Annotated in this window: 16 protein-coding genes and 1 riboswitch; of the genes, 6 read left to right on the plus strand and 10 right to left on the minus strand. The window is 37.1% G+C overall.

Going from position 1 to position 18581, the window contains the following annotated elements; genetic code table 11:
• Nucleotides 1-24: 24 nt before the first annotated feature.
• Nucleotides 25-1104: a metallophosphoesterase gene (locus PI85_RS05420; RefSeq protein ID WP_036122714.1), complete on the minus strand. Its 1080-nt coding sequence runs from the start codon at nucleotides 1102-1104 to the stop codon at nucleotides 25-27.
• A 308-nt stretch (nucleotides 1105-1412) separates the two neighbouring features.
• Here PI85_RS05420 and PI85_RS05425 point away from each other — a divergent pair, with 308 nt between their 5' ends.
• Nucleotides 1413-2561 (plus strand): acyl-CoA dehydrogenase family protein, encoded by a 1149-nt coding sequence (locus PI85_RS05425; RefSeq protein WP_036122710.1) that lies wholly within the window; start codon nucleotides 1413-1415, stop codon nucleotides 2559-2561.
• Between the two features lie 40 nt (nucleotides 2562-2601).
• Here the strand turns inward: PI85_RS05425 and PI85_RS05430 are convergent, their stop codons facing one another.
• From PI85_RS05430 to PI85_RS05440, 4 genes are all read right to left on the minus strand, one after another.
• Complete coding sequence (locus PI85_RS05430) at nucleotides 2602-4806, minus strand: MFS domain-containing histidine kinase (protein WP_036122707.1); 2205 nt, start codon at nucleotides 4804-4806, stop codon at nucleotides 2602-2604.
• A 15-nt stretch (nucleotides 4807-4821) separates the two neighbouring features.
• Nucleotides 4822-4977, minus strand: coding sequence for a hypothetical protein (locus tag PI85_RS24510; RefSeq protein WP_008176206.1), 156 nt, complete (start codon nucleotides 4975-4977; stop codon nucleotides 4822-4824).
• Nucleotides 4955-5647 (minus strand): response regulator transcription factor, encoded by a 693-nt coding sequence (locus PI85_RS05435; protein WP_036122705.1) that lies wholly within the window; start codon nucleotides 5645-5647, stop codon nucleotides 4955-4957. The genes PI85_RS24510 and PI85_RS05435 overlap by 23 nt, the downstream gene beginning before the upstream one ends.
• Before the next feature lie 76 nt (nucleotides 5648-5723).
• Nucleotides 5724-6602 (minus strand): DMT family transporter, encoded by an 879-nt coding sequence (locus tag PI85_RS05440; RefSeq protein WP_036122702.1) that lies wholly within the window; start codon nucleotides 6600-6602, stop codon nucleotides 5724-5726.
• A gap of 151 nt (nucleotides 6603-6753) precedes the next feature.
• Between PI85_RS05440 and PI85_RS05445 the strand changes: the two genes are divergently transcribed.
• On the plus strand, nucleotides 6754-6984 hold the full coding sequence (locus PI85_RS05445; RefSeq protein ID WP_036122699.1) for an excisionase: 231 nt from the start codon (nucleotides 6754-6756) through the stop codon (nucleotides 6982-6984).
• Between the two features lie 65 nt (nucleotides 6985-7049).
• On the opposite strand, the gene PI85_RS05450 is transcribed toward PI85_RS05445, so the two are convergent.
• The 3 genes from PI85_RS05450 to PI85_RS05460 all read right to left on the minus strand — a co-directional run bounded on the left by PI85_RS05450 (nucleotide 7050) and on the right by PI85_RS05460 (nucleotide 10531).
• Nucleotides 7050-8036 carry a homoserine dehydrogenase gene (locus PI85_RS05450; RefSeq protein ID WP_036122696.1) on the minus strand — a complete coding sequence of 329 codons (987 nt, stop codon included), beginning with the start codon at nucleotides 8034-8036 and terminating at the stop codon, nucleotides 7050-7052.
• Between the two features lie 473 nt (nucleotides 8037-8509).
• The gene (locus PI85_RS05455; protein WP_036122693.1) at nucleotides 8510-8896 is read right to left on the minus strand and encodes a hypothetical protein; all 387 of its coding nucleotides are present in this window, start codon (nucleotides 8894-8896) and stop codon (nucleotides 8510-8512) included.
• A gap of 330 nt (nucleotides 8897-9226) precedes the next feature.
• On the minus strand, nucleotides 9227-10531 hold the full coding sequence (locus tag PI85_RS05460; RefSeq protein ID WP_036122690.1) for an O-acetylhomoserine aminocarboxypropyltransferase/cysteine synthase family protein: 1305 nt from the start codon (nucleotides 10529-10531) through the stop codon (nucleotides 9227-9229).
• A 117-nt stretch (nucleotides 10532-10648) separates the two neighbouring features.
• Nucleotides 10649-10762, minus strand: a riboswitch (SAM riboswitch).
• 155 nt (nucleotides 10763-10917) lie between these two features.
• Between PI85_RS05460 and PI85_RS05465 the strand changes: the two genes are divergently transcribed.
• Nucleotides 10918-11550, plus strand: coding sequence for a glycerol-3-phosphate acyltransferase (locus PI85_RS05465; RefSeq protein WP_036122687.1), 633 nt, complete (start codon nucleotides 10918-10920; stop codon nucleotides 11548-11550).
• Between the two features lie 199 nt (nucleotides 11551-11749).
• The gene (locus tag PI85_RS05470) at nucleotides 11750-13231 is read left to right on the plus strand and encodes a DASS family sodium-coupled anion symporter (RefSeq protein ID WP_036122684.1); all 1482 of its coding nucleotides are present in this window, start codon (nucleotides 11750-11752) and stop codon (nucleotides 13229-13231) included.
• Nucleotides 13232-13310: 79 nt separating this feature from the next.
• On the opposite strand, the gene PI85_RS05475 is transcribed toward PI85_RS05470, so the two are convergent.
• Nucleotides 13311-14831, minus strand: a complete 1521-nt coding sequence (locus PI85_RS05475) for a succinate CoA transferase (RefSeq protein ID WP_036122682.1) — start codon at nucleotides 14829-14831, stop codon at nucleotides 13311-13313.
• A gap of 366 nt (nucleotides 14832-15197) precedes the next feature.
• On the opposite strand from PI85_RS05475, the gene chrR reads away from it, so the two are divergent.
• Together chrR and PI85_RS05485 are read left to right on the plus strand one after the other, a co-directional pair.
• Entirely contained in the window at nucleotides 15198-15929 is a 732-nt protein-coding gene (gene chrR / locus PI85_RS05480; protein ID WP_036122680.1) for a class II chromate reductase ChrR, read from the plus strand.
• 210 nt (nucleotides 15930-16139) lie between these two features.
• Complete coding sequence (locus tag PI85_RS05485; RefSeq protein WP_036122677.1) at nucleotides 16140-16565, plus strand: hypothetical protein; 426 nt, start codon at nucleotides 16140-16142, stop codon at nucleotides 16563-16565.
• Between the two features lie 43 nt (nucleotides 16566-16608).
• Here the strand turns inward: PI85_RS05485 and PI85_RS05490 are convergent, their stop codons facing one another.
• Nucleotides 16609-18288, minus strand: coding sequence for a tripartite tricarboxylate transporter TctB family protein (locus tag PI85_RS05490; RefSeq protein ID WP_036122674.1), 1680 nt, complete (start codon nucleotides 18286-18288; stop codon nucleotides 16609-16611).
• Nucleotides 18289-18581 lie beyond the last annotated feature (293 nt).

An 18581-nucleotide genomic window follows, 5' to 3' on the forward strand; every position in this document is an offset into this window, starting at 1 on the left:
ATAAGTCACCCACAGCTGTATCCATTAACGAAATTTCATATCCACTATCCAAAGCTCTGACCTACTACCGATTCTCATTGGCGGACCCCAGAAGCCATAGCCTGATGAAACAAGTGTATGCATTTGGTCTTTCAACTTATAACCATAATCCAGTTCAAACACTCGAGCGGTAATATACTGATTTGGCCACAATTGACCTTTATGCGTATGACCTGACATGTGCAAGTCCACCCCCAGTTTCGAAGGGGTTAGCAAATCGTCAGGCGTATGATTCATTACGAGCCATGGTAAGCTTTCGGAAGACTTTAACTCTGCTAGTGACTTTCTATCTTTATTCGTCCTGTCCTCTTGCCCTGTTAATATAAACGCATCATCTATACGAATTGTTTCATCAAGTAGTATATTTACATTGGCATTTTTCATTTCTTTTATAAATTCAGGAATCTTTTTACCATAATATTCATGATTCCCCAATATACCATAAGTTCCATATGTAGATGTTAATTGTTTCATGACATCTGCCATTTCCACTTGAACAAACCATTTTGGATCATCATCGACAATATCTCCAGCTAGCAACACAATATCCGGCTGTGCTTCATTCGATAAGTCAACAAAACGTTGTAAATGCCTTTTATGCGATAAAACACCTAAATGAAAATCAGATGCCACAACAGCTCTCAATGACTTCAGTTCACTATCCTTCTTATCAACAGTTATTTCTAAATGGCGAACGACTGGAGAATAGGCTAAATAAGAGCCGATAATACTTAGCATAAATAATACAGCAATTGCTATACTACCAATTATTTGTACATTGTTAAAGGGTGTTAGCCAAATAATCAATTGTGCTGCTAAACATAGCAATAAACCGTATTCAAAAATAAACATCCAGTAATTACCAATAACTGAAAAGAATCGTAAGGACTCATGCAATCTTCCAATAATAATACTGAAAGCGACAAGGTACAGTACTAACCAAAATAAGATGGGGTAACGGAACCAGCTCATAGCCCCTAGCCACTGCTTTACTCCCCACCCCAAATAGAAAGTCAACGCACTATAAATACTAATTAAAAGTATACCACCGATTACTTTTGGCATATCTTCGTCCTCTACTTTCCTATATATATTTAGTTGATTATATCATTTATATGTAACAGTCATATGGGATGAAGTACTTGAATAATCTTCTAAAGAAAATAGGGACTAGATGCTTTAACCACTACATTGTAAGCATAGCTCATTTTTTTGTATCATTCTTTTGTTTTACATGACATTTCACTGGACATAAATGACAATTTCGTCATTTATGAATAAAAAGCTACTATTATTTTCACAAATATTCCAGTAACATAATAGATGATAGAGAAGATTTACGTATTTACGAGCAAAAAGGGGTGCTAATTCAAATGACACGTTATAAATTTGAAACAACAGAGCATGAGTTATTTCGTAAAACCTTTCGTAAGTTTTTAGCAGAAGAAGCCGAGCCATATTATGCGCAATGGGAAAACGATCATCTTATCCCGCTTACATTTTGGCGAAGACTTGGTGATATGGGCTATCTTTGCCCTCAAGTGGAAGAGCAATATGGCGGACTAGGTCTTGATTTTAGTTTCGGTGTTATTATTCAAGAAGAGCTTGAGCGTATAGGTTCAAGTCTGATTGGGATCGGTCTGCATAATGATATTGTCGTACCTTATATTGAATCCTTCAGTACACATGAACAAAAATCACGGTGGCTGCCAAAATGTATTTCAGGCGACTATATTACAGCGATCGCCATGACTGAGCCTGGTACAGGTTCAGACTTAGCAAATATTCAAACAACAGCTATTCGTGATGGAGACCATTATATTGTAAATGGCCAAAAGACCTTTATTACAAACGGAATTCATACCAACTTAGCGGTTGTCGCCGTGAAAACAAACCCTTCCTCTGAAAAAAAACACCAAGGTATTAGTCTACTTGTCATTGAAGAAGGTACACCAGGCTTTACAAAAGGGCGGAAGCTGGAAAAGGTCGGTATGCATGCTCAAGATACAGCTGAGCTATTTTTTGAAGATTGCCGAGTGCCAGCACAAAACCTACTTGGTGAAGAAGGTAAGGGCTTTGTTTATATGATGGAAAAACTTCAACAAGAGCGCTTAGCTGTAGCAATAGCTGCACAAACAGCAACCGAGGATATGCTTGCCTTAACACTAGACTATGTAAAATCACGCCAAGCATTTGGCAAGTCCATTGGAGACTTTCAAAACACACAATTTAAAATAGCTGAAATGGCTACTAAAATGGAGCTCGGTAAATCATTTTTGGAATCATTGATTGAAGAGCATCTCGCAGGAAAAGATGTGGTAACGAAAGTATCCATGGCAAAATACTGGATAACTGAAAATGCCCGTGAGATAGCCACGCAATGCATGCAGCTTCATGGTGGCTATGGCTATATGGAGGAATATAAGATTGCACGAAGGTACAGAGACATTCCTGTTATGTCCATCTATGCAGGCACGAATGAAGTCATGAAAGTAATTATCGCCAAGAACCTAGGCTTATAATGAAAAAAGATGGTGGCAATCAGCTGCCACCACCTTTTCCTTATACTGCTGAAATTCGAACTGTCACTTTAAATAAATCGCCATCCACATCAATTGTCATGCGAGCTCCATGCAAATCTACTATAGATTGCGCAATGGCTAATCCAAGTCCAGATCCTTCCGTATGACGTGAAGCATCTGCACGTTTGAAACGTTCAAATAGTTCCTCAGCATCTTCATTAATTTCATACTTTGCTACATTTTTTACCGTTAATTCAGCATCACCATCTGCTGTTCGTTTTAACGTCACATAGACGCGAGTACCCTCTAACGCATATTTCAATACATTAACAATTAAATTATCAATGAGTCTCCACCATTTTTGACCATCCACATAGGCATAAATAGGCTCATGAGGCATCGTCATTCGTAAATCTAAACGCGACTGTAATAAATCTTCCTTATGCTCCCCTACTGCCTGCTGAATAAGTTGTGTCAAATCTACGCGACTTCGTTGAAGCTCGATATTACCACTAGCCATTTTCGATACTTCAAAGAGATCTTCAATCAATACTTTTAATCGTTCTGATTTTTTATCGAGAATATGAATGTATTGTTGACGTTCTTCCTCTGTAAGATTAGATTTTTTCAAAAGATCCGTATACGTAATAATCGAAGTTAACGGAGTTCGTAAATCATGACTCACATTGGTAATAAGCTCTGTTTTTAATCGTTCACTTTTAGCCTGCTCATGCATAGATGTTCGAACGCCTTCTCGTAAATGATTAAGATTTTCAGCATGACTAGCGAGCGGGGACTTCCCTTTCACTTTCACGTCACGATTCAGTCGCCCATTGGCCATATCTTTCGTATCCTTCATAATACGGTTTAAGTAACCCATTCTTGATAAGAAAACAATCAAGGTTGGAAACCCTACGAACATACATACACCTAGAACAAGTACTGGGAAAGCTCCTCCTCTTAGCATAGAAGCGACAAGGCTACCTCCTCCAAAGAAGGCTGCCCCTAACATGAACAATGCGTGCATCGCTATAGAGCGATTAATAAATAAATCCGTAATCGAATCCCCGAGTGACCATAAATAACTGGATTTCACATTTTGCTCTAACTTTTTCAACGTATCTATTCTTGTATAAAGCCAAATTAATTGAATAAAGAAAGCAATTCCTATAATAATTAACACACCTAATTTAAAGGCGAAATCTAGTATAGAGCGTACATAATTATATTGGAAATTGTAATCGTAAGTGTATTCAATCGATTCAAAAACAATTTGAGATGAAATAAGATACATAAACCCTGTGATCAACACTAAAACAACTTGAAAATCAAATTTCACCTTATTTAAAACGTCTTTTTCCTTCATTCCTCTAACCGTTTGCAGTACATCCTTACGACCTCTCCAAGCAAAAATTGCTGTTATTATGCTAGTGAGCCATATAAAGAAGTAGGTATATTGATTACGGTGAAAACGATTATAATCCTGCATAACACCTAATGATTGAACTGCTTTTTTAGAGATGGTTAAGACACCTGTATATTCAGTTGTTTCATAAAGATTATCGACATCCACATAAGTTTCTGTCCGGTAAAAAATATCCCTTACATTATTACTAATATTCCCCACATACAATGGATTTCGCTCAGAATACTTTATTTTATAGGCACTACTTTCTGAAACATCACCTGCACGGTATGTTTCTCCTGTTTCCGTATTCGTCAACTCATAAGACCAGTAATCATAAGACTTTTTAAAGTTCTTAGCTTCACTCTGTGCTGCTTTTATATATTTATCGATGAGTGCTTCTTCTCCAGCAAGAATCTTCTTTCGTACATGTTCATCGTTTTCAAAATTTGCCGTAATGTCTTTAATTTTATTATCTCGTTCAGTCTCTAACTTTAATTGTAATTCTCCCGCATTGGCATCCATTGCTTCCTGAATTCGCTGTTCATATTGTTGTTTAATATTATCGATTTGCTGTCCTAATGTACCATAATAATTACGATGCTCTTCTATTTGAGACTGCGTAATCTCTATTTTCCCTTTTAAGTCTTCAGCCTTCGGTAAATTTATTACTAACGGCCCAAGTTCTGAAGTAAAATTATCGATTTCATGTTGGAAATTTTCTGATTCGAAATAGGACTTACCAATATACTGATAGCCCACATGCCAAAAAGTAAAGATGCCGAAAATAGTCCAAATGAGACTCATTAACACCAGTAGGGATTTCCATTTTTTTATCATACTACTAACACTCCTCTAAAAAATTCTTTCTAGTAACTGTAAAACCTCTGAGGAGCGAGAATCAACGATTTGATAAGCATAAACGCCAAAATAAATAAGTCCAACAACACCTGCAATGAATCCTGCAATAGTCATATACTTCTCTATTTTATTTTTCCATTTTATAGCCAACGCCCCATACCACCTTTAGATAACGTGGGTTTTTTGGGTCCGCTTCAATTTTTTCACGAATTTTTCGAATGTGCACAGCTACAATATTTTCAGCATTGTAGGCTTCCTCATTCCAAACTCGTTCATAAATTTCACGAATCGAAAAAACACGCCCTGCATTTTTCATTAATAATTCCGTAATTTTATATTCTATTGGAGTTAGTCGAACTGGTTCTCCTTCTAAAATGATTTCTTTAGCATCTTCATCAAGAATAAGCCCGTCAATTTCTACTTTTGTTGCACCTTCACTATACGTTCCTAGTTGTACATAGCGTCTAAGCTGCGATTTCACTCGTGCTAATAGCTCTAATGGATGGAATGGCTTTGTTACATAATCATCCGCGCCCACCGATAATCCATGAATTTTATCGCCATCTTCTGCCTTTGCACTAAGCATAATAATAGGAATATTGCGCTCTGCTCTAATTTTAAATGTCGCAGTAATTCCATCCATATTTGGCATCATTATATCTAAAATAATTAAATGTACTTCATTATTTTCTAGCTTGTCTATTGCATCTAAGCCATCTGCTGCTTTTATAACATTATAGCCTTCATTTTTTAAATAAATTTCAATACCATCACGAATATCTTGATCGTCGTCTGTAACAAGAACTGTTAGTTTCGTCATGATAGACACCTCGCTCTCAAATATAAGTGTACCTTTCAAATCTTAAAATCCAGCTAGTAAAAAAATGAAGAATTTCTTAAGGTTTTAGCTTATTATGAAGCCTTCCTTGCCTCCCACCTATCGTCAACACAACAATGCTGCCTAATAGCATTGCTACACCTAGCCAGGACACACCACTTAATTGTTCTCCAACTAGAAAAACGCCAAGTATTGCGGCTGTCAATGGCTCAGCTAAGGATAGCGTTACAGCTGTTGATGAATTTATTTTTTGCAAACCGTTTAAGAACAGTAAATAAGCTACGCTTGTACACATAATTCCCATAAATAGTATCGTCCATAAATTTTGCATATTTTCTAACCACGCAAAACCATTAGACAGTGAAAACGGTAGTAAAAATAAAGTACAGAGCGAAAACGTCATAGCAACTGCTGGTAAAGCATCTTCCTGCGCCATTAATTTCTTACTAATATTTGTATAAAAGGCAAAAGATAACCCTGCACAGAGCGCTAAACCAAAGCCACCCATTTGTACAGCTTCCTCCCCATTATTGATAAACAATAAAACACAACCCATGATCGCTATCAATGTAGCTAGCCCCCAAATAATTGATGGTCGGTTTCTCCATATAATCCATTCAATAATGCCCGAAAATACCGGTGCACTTCCAATGGTCGCAACCGTTCCAATCGCTACACCTGTTAGACGTATTGATGAAAAGAAAAGACCTTGAAAAAGAGCAATACTAGCCGCAGCTAAAATCGTCCATTTCCATGACCAATGTAGAAAATTAATTTTTCGCAAAAAAATTGTAATTGCTAAGAGAAGTCCACCACCAATGGCAGAACGAATAGTGGCGACTGCAATCGGAGATACATTATTATCTAAAAACGTTTGGGCAGTTCCTGTCATGCCCCATAAAATAGCTGCTAACAATACAAATAACGGATTTAACATGTAGACCCCCTCCGCCTTCTTCCTTCTAATACTAATCATACATATTTATCCAAAATCAAACAATTATCATTTTTGCTTTTTCTTTCATCCACTCCAGTATGCATTCGGTTAAATGGACGTTATAATGAATACAGTTAAAGGAGCGAGTTGTATGTACAAAACAATTGAAGAGACAGCAATTGAGCTAGGTATGCCTGAAGAACAAATAATACGCCTAGTTTATGAGGGACGCATCCGTTCCGTTTTCGATGGAAATATGATACTCATAAATAGTGGACAATTTAGTACGTATTTTAATCAATTGGAACGTATTAAAGAGGAGATTGAAATATGGAGATCTACCCCGATACCAGAGGATATTGACGTAAAAGACGAGGATTAAAAAGCCCACCATTCAATCAATAGATCATTGTTGAATGGCGGGTTAACTTTATAAAATAATAATGATTAAATCGTTACAACAAACCCTGCCCTTTTCCCGATAATTTCAGCATAATCTTCTACCATCACACTTGCTGTTGGGTACATTCCAGCACCAGGACCTACCAAGGTTAAAGTACCAATATAATTTGTTTCTAATGCAACTGCATTGAACACATCATCGACTGGATAAAGTGGATGTTCTTTATCAACCAGTTGTGGTCCAACTTTTGCTACAATTTTCCCATTAGCTAGTTTTTCCACTTCAGCTACATGACGGTAACGTAAACCCTTTTCACATGCCTCATGGACCTGCGAAGCTGAAATACTATCTATGCCGATAACTTCTACATCCGCCCAATCAGGTTGTTCTCCAAATGCTAGGGCGCTTAAAATCATTAACTTTTTAAAGGCATCCTGACCAGAAACATCATTATACGAATCTGCCTCAGCGTAGCCTAAACTTTGCGCTTCTTTTAAAGCTGTATCAAATGACCAGCCCTCTGCTCGCATTTTAGTTAAAATATAATTACAAGTACCATTTAAAACACCTTGTATACGACTAACATCATTAACAAGTAATATATTTTTCATCGTTTTAATAACAGGTACTCCTCCAGCAGTTGTCGCCTCAAAGCCTACAAAGACACCATTTGCTTTTGCAAGTTCTTGTAACTCTAATCCACGCTTTGCAAACATGACTTTGTTGGCAGTAATAACATGACATTTATGCTCTACCGCTCTCTTTAAATAGCTATATGCAGGCTCTTCATTCACAATGGCTTCAAATATTACTTGCATGCCTGGTTCTGCCAATACATCATCCATGCTTGTAGTCATCAAATGTGCTGTGCCTGGTACACGTTCTCGGCTAGCATCTGTTACTAAAATTTTAGCTACTTCCAATTCAATGCCTAATTTATTTTTAAGATCTTCCCGCTTTTCATTTAATATATGATAGATTCCTTGACCTACCGTTCCAAATCCTAAAATCGCTGCCTTTATAGTTGCCATTCTTATTATTCCCTCCAACTTACATTCCGCAGTTTCATCAAGCCAAACTCTCCGTGGGGTTGTGCCAAATCATTTGACACCAACCGCAGGCCTTAGCCAACCCTTAATTTTGGATAAATTTTGATATTCAGTACATGTTAGAACATATACAAATTCAAATAATTCGAAATTTAACTTAAAGAAAATTGTAACGCATATATATACTTTACACAAGAAAAATCTTTCTAGGAAGGACATTTGTTTTCCCTAGACGTGCAAAAGAAATCGGTTTCATTCCTTTTACTATACGTTTTTTTAGTTTATCCATAAGATTTGAACAAATATTGACTCTTTACTCTCAAATTATGATGTCTTTCTTCTATTATATATATGTATGTTCAGACACCCATAAACCAGCTAAATAATTAAACTACTATAAAAAAGGCTCATTCCCTGTAGCAGCAGAGAATGAGCCTAAATATATGAGGGATTATTTAGCTCGCTTTTGAAAGCAATTGAAAACGATATTGTGTTAAAGCTTGTTGAACAATACTAATTTCTTCTTCTGTAAAATTTGGTATTGCATACGTACGTTCCACTAATTGAAATGTACCATACTTCAAATAAAATTCTGTTGCTGGAAGCTGGATGTGGCTCACACCATACTTCTCATATGCCTCATAAACTTCCTTAATCGTATAGCCAATATCATCTGTGCAAACCTGTTCTTGATACGCTGAATGACCGAAAATTTGCTGCCATTTACATTCCACTAATGTAAGGATGTGTTGAATGGATTGATTGTTAACAAATACATGACCTTCATTTAGTTCATAAATTAGATAAGATGCAATGTTTTGCGCACTATAGAGATTACCCATTTTAAACACTCCTTTATCATCAGTTTTTTTGAAGAGTAGCCACTGGCTATGTAACTACTCTCCTATCTATTCAAAAGTGGGGGGATCACTTATGAAAACATTTACCTTTTCAACGAGGTTTTTCCGTACATTTAACTTAATTCCAAGTATATAACAAGGTTTTAACAAAGTCAATAATACATATAAAATTACTCGGTATTGTTTTTAAAAAGGTTCTGATAATTACCGGATGAGGTAATTGGTTAATGTAGCAACGTTTGACGTATACCAAATGAGGCTATTCGAATGAGAAAATACGTAAACGCTACAACATTCGCCTGTCATTCTATATTAAGCTTCTACTGTTTGCTCAGTTGTTGCTGTTGCCTGAGTAATAGCCTGCTCTAAATCTGCAATGATGTCCTCCACTGCCTCTAAACCGATTGATAAGCGAATGAGCGATTCGGTTACGCCAGCTTGAATTAGTTCATCTGCTGATAATTGTTGGTGTGTAGTAGATGCTGGATGGATAATTAGCGACTTGGCATCCCCTACATTTGCTACATGTGAAAACAGCTTTACATGATCAATAAGCTTTCGTCCTGCTTCACGTCCACCTTTAATGCCAAATGTAAGCACTGAACCGAAGCCATTTTTTAAATACTTTTTCGCCAACTCATGTGTTGGAAAATCTTCTAGGCCATTATAATTTACATACTCCACAGATGGGTGGTTACGTAAATATTCTGCCACAGCTAAAGCATTTTCATTGTGTTTAGGGATACGCAAATGAAGCGTCTCTAAACCTTGTAAAAGATTGAAAGCTGCATCTGCACTTAATGTAGGTCCAAAATCACGTAACAACTGTACACGCAGCTTTGTAGCAAAGGCTGCAGAAGCTGTATCGATTCCATAGCGTAAACCATGGTAAGAAGCATCCGGCTCTGTAAAGCCTGGGAATCGCCCACTAGTCCAATCAAACTTACCAGCGTCTACAACAACACCACCTAGAGTTGTCCCATGGCCACCTATCCATTTCGTTGCTGAGTGAACTACCACATCTGCACCGTAGTCAATTGGTGTAGACCCATAAGGAGAAGCAAATGTACTGTCGATAATTAATGGTAAGCTGTTGTCATGTGCAATCTTAGCTACAGCTTCAATATCTAAAACCTTTAAGCTTGGATTACCGTAAACTTCTGCGAAGACAGCTTTTGTTTTATCAGTAATGGCAGTCTTAAAATTCTCTGGGTTTGTTTCATCTACAAAAATCGTTTTAATGCCATAGTTTGGTAATGTATTCGCGAATAAATTATACGTACCACCATATAAAGAACTAGCTGCTACAATTTCATCTCCTGCCCCAGCTAGATTTAAAATAGAAAATGCAATAGCTGCTGCACCAGATGAAAGTGCTACTGCTGCCGTTCCACCTTCTAATAAAGCCACACGCTTTTCAAAAACATCCACTGTCGGATTCGTAATTCGCGTGTAAATGTTCCCCGCTTCCTCTAAGGCAAAAAGACGTTGCGCATGAGCAGTGTCTTTAAAAACGAAAGCAGTTGAACGGTAAACAGGAACAGTTCTAGAACCCGTCACAGGGTCTGGCTCTTGACCGCCATGTAACAGCAGTGTTTCTGGTTTAAAATTTGTCATTGTGTACCTCCATTTGGTTATTTTTTTTACGATGGTACCGGAGATGAGGAGGATTTTTCTGTAGAAAACAAAAACCCTCTTCAGCTAAGAAGAGGGTTGCGGTTGCAAGTTTTCCTCCCCTTATCTGCCAGATCCAAGTAAGAATCTGTAGGAATTAGCACCTTAGTAAGTTCATCACCTACTGGTTGCCGGGCATCATAGGGCCTATCCCTCCGCCGCTCTTGATAAGAGTATGAGATTCAATTTCCATCGTTGTTACAAAGTATAAGCATAGAGTTTTTTTCTGTCAACATCTAAATTTTATTTTTTCCGAAACTTCTGTCTGCTCTTTTACGTAGTAAGAACGCATACACTATTTTAGAAAAAAATTTGAAAGGAGTATTTTTATGGTAAAAGCCGTGATCTGTTTTCTAGTTGTTGGCTATTTGATTGGCTGTATTCACGGCTCTAAGGTGGCACAATTTTTATCCGGGGTTGATTTAAAAAAAGCTGGCCATGGCAATGCTGGTGCCTCTAATGCTACGCTTTCACTCGGCTGGAAATATGGCGTTTTAGTAGCTCTTATCGATATTGGCAAAGGCGTCGTAGCCATTGTCGGTGCACATTTTTATTTAACAGATGTAACACATTTAACAGCAGAACAAACATGGCTCCTCACCTACTTGATAGCTGCAGGGGTTATTTTGGGGCATAATTTCCCTTTTTATATGGGCTTCAATGGTGGAAAAGGGACTGCCTCTATCATTGGAATTTTACTTGCGGTTGATTGGAAGATTGGTTTATTTGCACTTATTCTATTTGTTATTTTATCTTTTGCAACGAACTATTTAATTGTTGGGGTATTAGAATTTTACCTCGTTTTTTGTACCGCTACTTACTTATGGATTCCTGGGCTTGGCCCGACCATTATTGCCATTCTACTTTTTGCTATTGCTATTATTTTGCACATTGAAAATATTCAACGTTTAATCAATGGAACCGAGCCTAAAGTTACTTCTGCCTTCAAGAAAAAGAAATAATATTTTTAGGAGATATTTGTATATTTTATGACCACAAATTATCTCTTTAATTACTATTAAAGCTGTAAAACAGACATATTCCGCTTCTTTTCATTCTATACAATAAACGGACGAATTCTTATCTTAAAAAAACATTATACTGACCGATGTTATGGATAATAACCGTCATTTTACGTAGACGTAGAAGGGATGAGAAAATATGTCTTCATCTAAACAAACAACAACGAAGCGTAATTTAAAGCCTTTATGGATTGGGTTGGCTTTTGCTTTATTAATTATCATTATTTTTTTACCTAATAACGGTGATCTACCTGTAGCTGGACAGCGCGCTTTAGCCATTTTAGCTTTCGCGGTTATCCTGTGGGTAACAGAGGCTGTTTCATATCCTGTTAGCTCTGCAATGATTATTGCACTCGTCACAGTTTTACTAGGACTTGCACCATCTAAGGATGATCCAACAACACAACTAGGTACTGCTAGCGCCTTAAAACTATCATTAAGTGGTTTTAGTAACTCTGCCGTGGCCCTAGTAGCAGCAGCTCTTTTTCTAGCGGCAGCCATGCAAATTACCAATTTGCATAAACGACTTGCTCTTTGGATTCTTTCGCTTGTAGGAACAAAAACAAAAGCCATTGTTTTCGGTGCTATATTAGTTTCAATTGCCCTTGCATTTTTTGTTCCTTCAGCTACTGCACGTGCTGGCGCAGTGGTCCCTATTCTTCTTGGCATGGTCGCAGCATTCGGTTTACCACGTGATAGTCGACTTGCTGCTTTACTTGTTATTACTTCTGTACAAGCCGTCTCCATTTGGAATATCGGTATTAAAACTGCGGCAGCACAAAATATGGTTGCTTTGAATTTCATCCAAGAGCAATTTAATGTGAATATATCATGGGGTGCTTGGTTACTTTATGCTGCTCCATTCTCGATTATTATGTCAGTAGCCTTATTTTTCATTATGATTACGCTTATTAAGCCTGAGACGAGCAATATTGATGGTGGTAAAGAAGTCATCAAGAAACAGTTGGCTGAGCTTGGGCCGTTAAAAGCACCTGAGATTCGATTGATCGTTACATCATTAGTTTTACTATTTTTCTGGGCAACGGAAGGCAAGCTCCATCCATTTGATACAACGACGGTTACAATTATCGCTATTGCTGTACTACTAATGCCTAAAATAGGCGTTTATTCATGGAAGGAAGTTGAACCTCATATCCCTTGGGGAACAATCATTGTCTTTGCAGTAGGTATTATGCTCGGAACTATTTTGCTGAATACAAAAGGTGCATCATGGTTATCAGATAAAGTTTTTGGTTCACTCGGTCTAGATACTATGCCAATTCTTGCTACGATTGCTATCGTAACATTATTTAATATTCTTATTCATTTAGGTTTCGCTAGTGCAACAAGCTTAGCCTCTGCACTTATACCAGTGTTTATCGTGTTAGCTTCCACATTAACAGCAAATGTTGATCAGGTTGGCTTTGTTATCATACAACAATTTGTTATTAGCTTTGGTTTCCTATTACCAATTAGTGCACCACAAAATATGCTTGCCTATGGTACAGGAGCATTTACAACAAAGGATTTCCTGAAATCAGGTATCCCATTAACGATTCTCGGCTTCCTCCTAATTTTACTGTTCTCTGCAACTTATTGGAAATGGGTTGGCCTACTATAAACGCTAATGTCATAGATAAACTTATACAACAAAAGGCCTTGAGGGAGCAGCTGTCCTTCAAGGCCTTTTTATTAGAATTCTATTTTGATAAAGCTGGGTCTTTCATTGTTCCACTTTTTGCGTAATTGACATGCCATGACAGCGCTTTTTCAAGATCATGCGGCGTATGATGTCCACCAGTTGCCTCATTAGCGTCGTTAAAATATTGCCATAGCTGCTCACGATAATCAGGGTGTGCACAATGATCAATAATTAGACCTACACGTTCTTTCGGAGCAAGCCCGCGTAAATCAGCCACTCCCTGCTCTGTTACGATAACATCAACATCATGCTCTGTATGATCCACATGCGAAACCATTGGGACAATGCTAGAAATATTCCCACCCTTAGCATAGGATTTAGTCACAAAAATACCTAAGCGTGCATTACGGGCAAAGTCACCCGATCCACCGATACCATTCATCATTTTAGTGCCAGAAACATGCGTAGAATTAACATTTCCGTAAATATCAACTTCTAATGCCGTATTCACTGAAATCAAGCCGAGTCGACGAATAATTTCTGGTTGGTTAGAAATTTCTTGTGGACGCAGTACTAATTTATCCGCATACTTGTCAAAATTCCCATAAACGCGGTTTCCTACTTGTTCAGAGAGGGTAATGGAAGTAGCAGAAGCAAAACTCACTTTTCCTGCATCGATTAATTCAAATACTGCATCTTGAAGTACTTCTGAGAATACTTCTAGGTTCTCAAACTCAGAATCTTTAAAACCAAGTAATACTGCATTCGCCACTGATCCAACCCCAGATTGAATTGGACGCAAGCTTGTTGTTAAACGGCCAACTTTAATCTCTTCACGCAGGAAGTTTAACAGATGATTAGCCATAATATCTGTTTCCTCATCAGCAGGAACGATCGTTGATGGCGCATCTAGAATATCAGAAACTACGATACCTTTTACTTTATCCAAATCTAACGGAATACCGATTGTACCGAGACGATCAGACACATTTTGTAAAGGGATTGGGTCCCGTTTCCCTTGTTGTGCAGGAACGAAAATATCATGTACGCCTTCTAATGCATCAAGTTGTGCTACGTTTAATTCAATGATGATTTGATCTGCCTCTTGCACAAAAATCGGAGAGTTACCAACTGAAGTTGTAGGAATTAATAAGCCATCTTCTGTAATAGCAGCCGCTTCAATAATTGCAAAATCAATAGGTCCTATAATGCCTTGGCGAACCAACTCTGCATTATGTGATAAATGTGCATCCACAAATGTGATATCACCACTATTAATTTTATTACGAATACCAGCATCTGCCTGGAAAGGTCCTCGTTTGCGAATAACGCCAGCCTCTGCTAGGTATTGGTCTACCTCAGGGCCTAGAGATGCTCCTGTATATATATCTACCTGGAAGCTCTCTTTTTTAGCTTTCTCTACAAGCGCAAGAGGTACAACTTTTACATCCCCAGCACGAGTGAAACCGCTCATCCCTAATACCATGCCATCCTTAATCCAAGATGCTGCTTCTTCTGCTGTTACAACCTTGCCCCGTAATTGCTCATGACGAAGCTTTTTCGCTAACTTTTCTTCCATTCCTTATTCCTCCATCCCACTTTATTTTTGTTCAACTAGTATTTGGTTCCATTATCTTTGTCATCAAAATTACCTCCGCTTCAAATAGATATGCAGGAGGCTTTATCCTTAATTAAAAGAGCTAACCCCACTCCTCTTCTGCATAAGAATAATCTAATTTTTGGTAGCACAACCAAATAAACAGCCGATTATATAATTTTATACTATTTAGAATATTTAATCTATATCAAATGAAATATTTAACTTTTCGAGATAATTTCTACATTCCCACACTATTTAAATATAATTATCTACCCCTCTTTAATCGATTTTGATTGGAAAGCGTGCTATGCTCTTGATATATAAGTGACAAAGGAGAGTAGACAAATGGTTAAAGAATTATTACGAAACCATTCTTCAGTAAGAATCTATGATGGAAACCCGATTTCAAAAGAAATTATTGAAGAATTAATCGCAACAGCCCAAATGGCTGCCACGTCACATTTTGTGCAAGCCTATAGTGTTATATGGGTAACAGATGCAGACAAAAAAGAGAAATTAGGATTACTCTCTGGGAATCCCCGTCAGTATGAAACGTCTGGTGGCGCCTTTGTTTTTTGCGTTGATTTCAAACGGCTACAAATGGCAGGTAAGTTAGAGGGAGTAGATATCGTGGCAGATTCAGCCGAAAATGTCCTTGTTGGAGTTGCTGATGTATCATTGTTTGCACAAAACTTTGTTATTGCAGCAGAATCAATGGGATATGGCATTTGCTATATTGGAGGAGTGCGCAATAACCCCTCAGAAATAAGCGATTTATTTAATTTACCTGATCATGTTTTCCCGTTGTTCGGTCTAACAATTGGCGTACCTGTTCGTCGTAATGAGGTAAAACCACGTTTGCCTGTGTCTGCCGTATTACATGAAAATGAATACAATGCCGAGAAGTATGATGAACTTTTATCAACATATAATGAGACAATGGAAGCCTATTATAATAGTCGATCATCTAACAGAAAAATCGATAATTGGACAAAACAAATGGCTGATTTTTTAATTGAGCAACGTCGTCCTCATATAAAAGAGTTTTTAGCTACTAAAGGATTTAACTGGAAATAAATAACGTTTTCTAAAATGGGGTTACTATCGAATGATAATAACCCCATTTTTTTCATAATTTCGTTACCTATTTGTATAAACTATAGTCATTATGTCTCGATATATCTATTAAGTACATTAATAAATTAAACGAAAAGACTCTTCCATTTTCAAACAATTCCATTCATATTAATAAATGATTACTTATTTACGAAGGGAGTTATACAAGCAATGTCCTATATCAATAAACATCTTGCTCGTACCTTAGAACAACAACATAAGAGAAGTGTAAGAGGTTTATTTTTAAAAATTGAAGAACTAAATGCTGCTTGCACTCAACTAAGAAAACGACTTGAACCTGAAACAGATATAGCCGTTTATAAATATGCGATAGATTATGTTAATCAATTTGTTGCTCATACCTCTATCCTCAATTTAAAATTTATTACTAATACTCAAAATTTAGAAGTGTTAGTATTACATGCTCTTCTACTATCCTATATTTTAGAAAATGAGGACAACCAGTCTTTTGCCTACGAGGAAAAATTGCTCAAAGGATACTTACAAGACACTTTCACATTAAACGATCATGCAAAAACACTCTTTATAAACCATAGAGAAAAAATGCTCAGCTTTATTGAAAACGAAGGAACATAAAAAAGACGATCTCGATATACGAACAAGATCGTCTTTTACTTTTTTATTGTAAGCCTTTAATAATTAAAGAACGGACTGGTAGGAATTGCTCCCCTGTTTCACCATATTTGATAATAACCTCGTCACCCTCTTGTAAATAAATAGCTAAAGGTTCTGTTTCGGCACTTACTAAGTAATTTTCACCATCGCTTAATAAGAAAGAAATCGTCGTAAAATCACCAAGTCGTTCCTTGTAAACTCGGACAACTTTTCCGCTAGCCTGTTTTTCTTCTGCATTTGAACTACCATCTACCGTATTTCCCCCACGACTTAAAGCAGTTTTATACAGCTTCAGTGCTTCCCTTGGAGTAGTAGCGTAAACAGAAATTTCAGGATTGGCTGCTGAAACAATGAAATAGTTTTGTAAAAATCCATTTGAATCAAGCACCGCTGTCAGCCAGCTAGCTTCTCCATAAAAATTATATAATACAGGCATTTCACCAGCCCATTTTTTCTCGATAAATTTCTTTTCGATAATTTGCAAATTCCCCTGTGAGTCCATATAGCTTGAATCTAGATTACCTGTGTAATAGGTTGCTTCCCCTGTTCTTGCATTCGTTAAGGAATAACCTAACATGGAATCTACGCCTTCTTTAGGACTTGTAAAATCGGTGAAATAATACATATCTCCTTTTTCATCAAAAATAGGACTGACATTCGATTCTGTACCTTCGTCCGAAGGAATTTTTACATCTTTCTTACCAAACATACTGTTCCAAAAACCATGAACATAATTACCGAAATAACTGTTCTGTAAACTTACAGTCTCTGGTGAAACTGCACCATCAATAAATTCAGGTATAGCATCAAGCTTAACCACTTCTGACTTCCCTGTAAGTGCATCGACCAAGACGATACCTTTTACATCAAAGCCATTACGCCCAGAAATAAATTCACCATATGAGCGAATATAATAAGGCTTCCCTTCATCATCTACTTCAAGTTGTACATCTCCGTAGAATATAAGGAATGGATGTTGCAAACGAATATGACGCTCTAAATTGGTATTTAAATAGGCTGAAGGAACATATTTCATTTCCTCTTTTATAAATTTGGGATTATCTGCTGAATCTGTAGCACTCATAATAAAGTAACCAGGTGTCGTATCACCATTCATCCATTTAAAGAATCCCGAAAATTCAACCGGTGCGATATAAACATATTCACCTTTTACTTTTTGAATTTGTAAACGACCTAATTCATAATAGCTTGTATTCGGTACTTGCCCAAATGCCTTTTTCATTTTATTACGAGCAAATTTTGGTGGAACACTTGCAGGTGTCTGTGTCTCATCAAACGGCTTTAGCTCCACTTCTTCCTTCATTTCTGAAGACTTAAATTTCTCATTCGCGTTCCATAATGGTGCTGATAGAACATAGACTGCAACACCTAGGCTCGCTAAAAATAAAACACCTTTTATTTTTCGTTCAATGCCACTTGCAAGCATTGCACCAATTAACGTTAATAAAATAATAGCTGGCCAGAAAACAAGCCAATTGACGTCAATTTTTGTTACATACAAAGTGATTCCTGTTGCTAAAAACCCTAGCACAAAGACACCAATAAAGAAGTATCCAATCACCTTTCTAGATTTTCCATCTTCTCGCTTCTTAGTAATAAGCGGTGTTACTAACACACTCGCGATTAATGCAATGACTGCAGAAGCTATTAGTAGCTTAGTCATTTGGTTCATCCTCTCTCAAAGCTTTCTGTCTTCTTATTTACGGTTACATACTAAAAAAGTTTCATACATAAGGTATATTAAATTACATGTCGGCGTTATTATGTCCAGGCTTTTTTAAAGTCTCTAACATCTGGTGGTGATTTTAATTTCTCCATCAAAATGTTGGACCACCGGAATATCCAAAGGACGTATTATTTTGCATATCCTTTATTTCAATGTCGTTTAGATTCGCTTTACCTGTCGATTCGTTACTTAAAGAGATGAGTCCCTGCTCTTCACTATCAGATAAAAAA

This window comes from Lysinibacillus sp. A1 (assembly GCF_000801965.1).
GTDB lineage: Bacteria > Bacillota > Bacilli > Bacillales_A > Planococcaceae > Lysinibacillus > Lysinibacillus fusiformis.

Coding starts and splice junctions, on each gene's coding strand:
- PI85_RS05420 (WP_036122714.1), bottom strand. CDS start 1,104: ATGCCAAAAGTAATCGGTGGTATACTTTTAATTAGTATTTATAGTGCG.
- PI85_RS05425 (WP_036122710.1), top strand. CDS start 1,413: ATGACACGTTATAAATTTGAAACAACAGAGCATGAGTTATTTCGTAAA.
- PI85_RS05430 (WP_036122707.1), bottom strand. CDS start 4,806: ATGATAAAAAAATGGAAATCCCTACTGGTGTTAATGAGTCTCATTTGG.
- PI85_RS05435 (WP_036122705.1), bottom strand. CDS start 5,647: ATGACGAAACTAACAGTTCTTGTTACAGACGACGATCAAGATATTCGT.
- PI85_RS05440 (WP_036122702.1), bottom strand. CDS start 6,602: ATGTTAAATCCGTTATTTGTATTGTTAGCAGCTATTTTATGGGGCATG.
- PI85_RS05445 (WP_036122699.1), top strand. CDS start 6,754: ATGTACAAAACAATTGAAGAGACAGCAATTGAGCTAGGTATGCCTGAA.
- PI85_RS05450 (WP_036122696.1), bottom strand. CDS start 8,036: ATGGCAACTATAAAGGCAGCGATTTTAGGATTTGGAACGGTAGGTCAA.
- PI85_RS05455 (WP_036122693.1), bottom strand. CDS start 8,896: ATGGGTAATCTCTATAGTGCGCAAAACATTGCATCTTATCTAATTTAT.
- PI85_RS05460 (WP_036122690.1), bottom strand. CDS start 10,531: ATGACAAATTTTAAACCAGAAACACTGCTGTTACATGGCGGTCAAGAG.
- PI85_RS05465 (WP_036122687.1), top strand. CDS start 10,918: ATGGTAAAAGCCGTGATCTGTTTTCTAGTTGTTGGCTATTTGATTGGC.
- PI85_RS05470 (WP_036122684.1), top strand. CDS start 11,750: ATGTCTTCATCTAAACAAACAACAACGAAGCGTAATTTAAAGCCTTTA.
- PI85_RS05475 (WP_036122682.1), bottom strand. CDS start 14,831: ATGGAAGAAAAGTTAGCGAAAAAGCTTCGTCATGAGCAATTACGGGGC.
- chrR (WP_036122680.1), top strand. CDS start 15,198: ATGGTTAAAGAATTATTACGAAACCATTCTTCAGTAAGAATCTATGAT.
- PI85_RS05485 (WP_036122677.1), top strand. CDS start 16,140: ATGTCCTATATCAATAAACATCTTGCTCGTACCTTAGAACAACAACAT.
- PI85_RS05490 (WP_036122674.1), bottom strand. CDS start 18,288: ATGACTAAGCTACTAATAGCTTCTGCAGTCATTGCATTAATCGCGAGT.